Annotated in this window: 3 protein-coding genes and 2 pseudogenes; all 5 read left to right on the top strand. The window is 61.0% G+C overall.

Annotation, left to right across the window (positions count from 1 at the left end; translation table 11 throughout):
- Nucleotides 1–252: 252 nt before the first annotated feature.
- A pseudogene (locus ABD059_RS07445) lies at nt 253–1,121 on the top strand (Mu transposase domain-containing protein); the annotation flags it as partial.
- Nucleotides 1,122–1,167: 46 nt separating this feature from the next.
- Nucleotides 1,168–1,903: pseudogene (locus ABD059_RS07440) on the top strand (ATP-binding protein).
- A gap of 161 nt (nt 1,904–2,064) precedes the next feature.
- Nucleotides 2,065–2,409: a hypothetical protein gene (locus ABD059_RS07435; RefSeq protein WP_343878742.1), complete on the top strand. Its 345-nt coding sequence runs from the start codon at nt 2,065–2,067 to the stop codon at nt 2,407–2,409.
- Nucleotides 2,406–2,984, top strand: coding sequence for a hypothetical protein (locus ABD059_RS07430; protein WP_343878740.1), 579 nt, complete (start codon nt 2,406–2,408; stop codon nt 2,982–2,984). The genes ABD059_RS07435 and ABD059_RS07430 overlap by 4 nt, the downstream gene beginning before the upstream one ends.
- Before the next feature lie 24 nt (nt 2,985–3,008).
- Nucleotides 3,009–3,215: a hypothetical protein gene (locus ABD059_RS07425; protein ID WP_343878738.1), complete on the top strand. Its 207-nt coding sequence runs from the start codon at nt 3,009–3,011 to the stop codon at nt 3,213–3,215.
- Nucleotides 3,216–4,603: the final 1,388 nt, after the last annotated feature.

Raw genomic sequence — 4,603 nt, 5'->3', positions numbered from 1 at the left:
AGAGAGTGTGGGAGAGTAGGACACCGCCGGACAACCATTCACGAAAGGCCCCACCACCGGTGGGGCCTTTCGCCTTTAACCCACCCACCACCACCAAGAGACGCGGCTACCCTGGTGATGTGGCTAAGGTCTCGCCGGCTCGATGTCCTAGTCGGTCCTGACAGAAGAAGCAGCCAGCGCAGCGATCGAGTATGCCGGCTGCAGGTTCAGCCTTCGAATCATTGACTATGGCAGCTTTGTCCGTGCCCACCAGGGCAATCTAAGCGGAACCCACTTCGGCTGCTTCGGGGTGTCGCGGGCAGTCTAAGCCGGACCCAACTTCACCGTTGTGGCAGGCAGTGGGACATCGATGACGAGAATCGCCGGATCGACAACCGTCTTCGTACTGCCTCCCAAGACTTCGCCGTTGAATGAGCCCTGCTCGCCCCGATTGCCGCTGAGCGCTTCGAACCAGGCCTGACGCGGACACCGAGGGTGAACCGGTCAAGCCTGATCCGGGTACGGATGTCGTATTCCGTTCCGGCCCGGGTGATCGGGCGCCCGCGCGTCAGAAGTCGTCGTCTTCGAGGGACGCACCGAGATCGCCAGACACCCCCGGGTCGTGACGCAGCACGGGCAGAGCGTGAACCTGGATCATTACCTCGAGGTCCTCCACCACAAGCCCGGCGCCCTGCCGGGATCGACCGCGCTGGCCCACGCCCCAGCATCCGGGGCTTTCACCTCAGCCCATGAAGCGTTCTGGGTCGCGGCACGTAAGACTGACGGGGACGCCGGCGGAACCCGCGCCCTGATTGGTGTTCTTCTCCTAGACCGGTCAATGGCAGCTAAGGACGTCATCGCAGGGATCGCCGCTGCACTGACCATCGGGGCGGTCAGTGCTGATGTAGTCGCCGTCGAAGCCCGCCGGCATCAAGCCCTCGACTGGCACCTGGGTGGGTCCGGTTCGGACCGTCATCGTGGTGAACAAGCTCGTGGTCCCGAGCGACGGGTTGTCAGTCTTACTCAACGCCGTCTCGCAGACCCGGCTGCTGTCATCGCCGGTCTCCCCGCCGACAAGCGCCCGTTCCCCCTCCGTGGCCGCGTATGACCAACTGCTACACCTCCCCGACGAGCAGAACCCACCACGAGAACCACGATCAGTGACGCAGCCCAGAAGGGAACAGCATCATGACCACCACGACCAGCATCACCACGACCCTGCGACGAAGGCGAGGCCTCACCGAAGAAGCAGCCACTGCAGTGATTGATTAAGCCTGCCTCAGACTCCGCCTTCCCACGATCCGCGCTGTCGTCGATGAAGCCACGACGAAAGCCCAGAAGGAGCAGCTGTCCTATCAAGGGTTCCTCGCGGAACTGTTGCTGGCCGAGCGCGACGACCGCGATCGTCGCTCGTCGGTGCGACGCGTCAAAGCCGCCGGGTTCCCGAGCGACAAATGGCTCGGGGACTTCGATTTCGACGCCAACCCGAACATCAACCCGGCCACCATTAACACGCTGGCGACCGGGGACTGGGCTCGCCGCGGGCAACCACTGTGTCTCATCGGTGACTCCGGCACCGGCAAAAGCCATATTCTCATCGGCCTCGGCACCGCAGCTGCGGAGAGGCTTCAGGGTCAAATACACCCTCGCCAGACGTTTGGTGAATGAACTCGTCGAAGCCGCCGACGAGAAGAACCTCGCCCGCCGCGGCGCCGAACACCTCTTCCAGGTCCTCACCGAAAGAGAAGAAGACAACTCGATCGCGATCGCGTCCAGCGAGTCCTTCTCAGGCTGGACGAAAACCTTCACCGCCCCCAGGCTCTGCGCAGCGATTGTGGACCGGCTGACCTTCAACGGCACCATCATCGTAACCGGCACCGGCTCCTATCGCCTCGCCCACACCCGAGCCCAACACACCAGCTGATCAACCGAAACACGATGGGTTCGCCTCCCACCGAAGCACACATGATCATCGCCTCAACTCGACTTACGCTCACGACACCACAATCGGCCCTTTTCCAAGATGCGACATTAAGACGTCAACTAGCGGTTGACAAAGCTGAACCCAGGTGAAGAGAATGAATTATGCATAATTCGTGGCCATCGTTTCTTACCTGGGTGCTGATCACGGTAGCCGTCGGGGTCTCCACCTCTATCGGGTGGCCCGGGTTCGTGATAGCTGGTCTGCTCGGCGTGGCGTTATGGATCATGCTGTCCTGCAAAGCGGATGCCCTTGAGCGCCGACGGGCCGTTACGACGAAAAGCTACGCACTAGCTGCTCTGGTCGCCGTCCCACTGGGTTACCTCTTCTTCCGGCTGGGCGATGGGAACACAATGATGTGGGTGCTTGCCTTCATCGTTGTCGGAACGATTTTCCCCTCCAGGACGGCAACGTCATCGGGGGACCCTGCAAGAGCGCATCCTGCATGACCGATGACGCACAACTTGCCAAGGTCACAGCAGCCCAAGCACACCTGGAGCAGGCACGGATCGGGCTTCACGACGCCGTCACCGCGGCTCGAGCGCAGCACACATGGGCCGAGATCGGCGATGTCCTCGGCATGACCCGCCAAGCAGTGTTTAAACGATTCGGGTCCCCCCGGGATCCACGAACACGAGCGACCATAGACGCCGCACAGGTAACCCTGGACCTGATCGATACAACCGAACGGGTCTTCAGGCTCATCGACGCCGGCGACTACGATGTCCTGGCGCCGATGATGACCAAGGACACCGCCGCCGTTCTGACCCGCGACCTCGTCCTCGACACTTGGGCCCGCGTAGTCGCCGACACCGGCAACCTCACGAACTGCCGAGACACCCGGCTCGAACTCCCTGATGGCACGCCGGTTGAGGCGGGCGAGACGATCCGTGGAACCCTGATCGGTCGCAGCCTCCTCGACTGCGACGCGGGGCAATGGGTAGGGCGCGTCGCCTATGACGCCAACCGCAACATCACCGGGCTCCACGTCGTCCCGCCTAATCACGGCCCCCTACTCTTCTAACTACTCAGCTGGAAAAGGAAAACAATGAGAAGACAGAGCATTCTCTGGTTCGCTTCAGCAGTCATTTGCTGCGCCGCAGCGGTCTTCATCTTCGCCGGGCGAACGATGTTGGCCGAAGCGTTTGATGAGGGCGTTTACAGAACTTTGGTGATCGTTGCATACCTGGCTCTTGGAGGAGCCGCCGGCAGCCTGGCGAAGGCCTTCTCCGCTTCTGATGAGCCAGCCAGTTAGATGGTTGTCACAACTTCACTCCAAGCCTGACCAGAGATTTTTTAGCGGATCTTCCTACAAGACAACAGGACATCGACCGCGGCACCCTCTGGCAGATGCGCTTCGAGTGGTTTCCCGTCCAGGGCCCGCGCTCCAAGGGCACCATCAACGACGCCACCATCAAAGTGGGAGGTCGTGTCGATGCTGCTGTGCCGGCAAGTGAGAACAAAGGGGCTACGACGTTGCGGACGTGCTCCGAGTTCTGATTGCTTCCGAGAGGTGCTCCGGGGTGTCCGAGGAAACAAGGACGGCCGTCCTTCCCGCCGTGATCCGAACTGACGGGCCACGAACGAGATAGCAGGTAGTGCTGTTCAGTATTACCCGTGGCCCCCTACCTGCCCCAATGCCGGTGGTCTGTTCCCGCGCAGCAATGAGTGCCACGCCGTTCATGCCGTCTGTGGGCAGCCCCCAGGCAATCCCGATCGACACCAGGACATCAAGACCCAAGAACCCGAGTGGGTACCGAACTGGTAGCCGTGTCCGGAACGTTTCGTGCGGCAGCCCCTGGCCTTGATCCATCACACCGTCATTGTGGTCGATCGATGAATCGTCCACTGGGAACTACCCTCGCAGGAACACCCCCCTACTAGCCGTCACCTCATGGACTCCGGACACTACGCACAAAACGGCGGGCCACCGGCGGCCGGTGGCCCGCCAGAATCCGGGGTCAGCTGCGCGCCGGGAACCGTGCAGCAGTAGTGCAGGCACCTCGGCCGCAGAGCTGCCCCAGATCATGCCTACCAGGGATTGTGTGGACAGAAGCCCATGTATCGAGTGATTGTTTAGTCGTTGGTAGCCTGCCGGCGAGTCATGAGGCGAGGCAAGGTTCCTCTGTTCTGAGCGATCTGGCAGGGATTGAGGTTCTTGTTCCCTGGCCGCCGAAGTTTCTACCCCGCACCGCGGCCCCGCCGAGGGCTTTGCTGACAATACCTACACTCTGGGTGATGCACGGCACAGTAGCTGAGGGTCGCTCATCCGGCTCGGCTCACCGTTGATGAGGGACCGGTTGGGCATGCGAATCGGCGCCAGTGCTGGGGAATGCAAGGGTTTTCGGCGTCGGAAATGATGTCGAAAGTGCCGATTTGGTGACGGTCCATTTGGTGTGTAAAGTAGAACAAGTCGCCGCCGCTTCTGCGGAAAAATAGCGACCGACCCCTAACAAACAGCCTGGAAATGGCATGCTTCTGGCATGCGAATGATGGGTGGGGGACCGCTTGGTTGAGCTGCAGATCACGACAATGTTGATTTGCTAAAGCTTCCGGGTTCGGGTAAGTTTGAAAAGTTGCTCCGGAGCGATGATGGAACTGTTTGGTTCTGTTTGGTGCCGGGTGTGTCTGTTGTTTGAGAAC

The sequence above is a fragment of the Arthrobacter flavus genome, from assembly GCF_039526005.1.
Taxonomy (GTDB): domain Bacteria; phylum Actinomycetota; class Actinomycetes; order Actinomycetales; family Micrococcaceae; genus Arthrobacter_D; species Arthrobacter_D flavus.
This window is presented reverse-complemented; position numbering and strand designations above follow the sequence as displayed.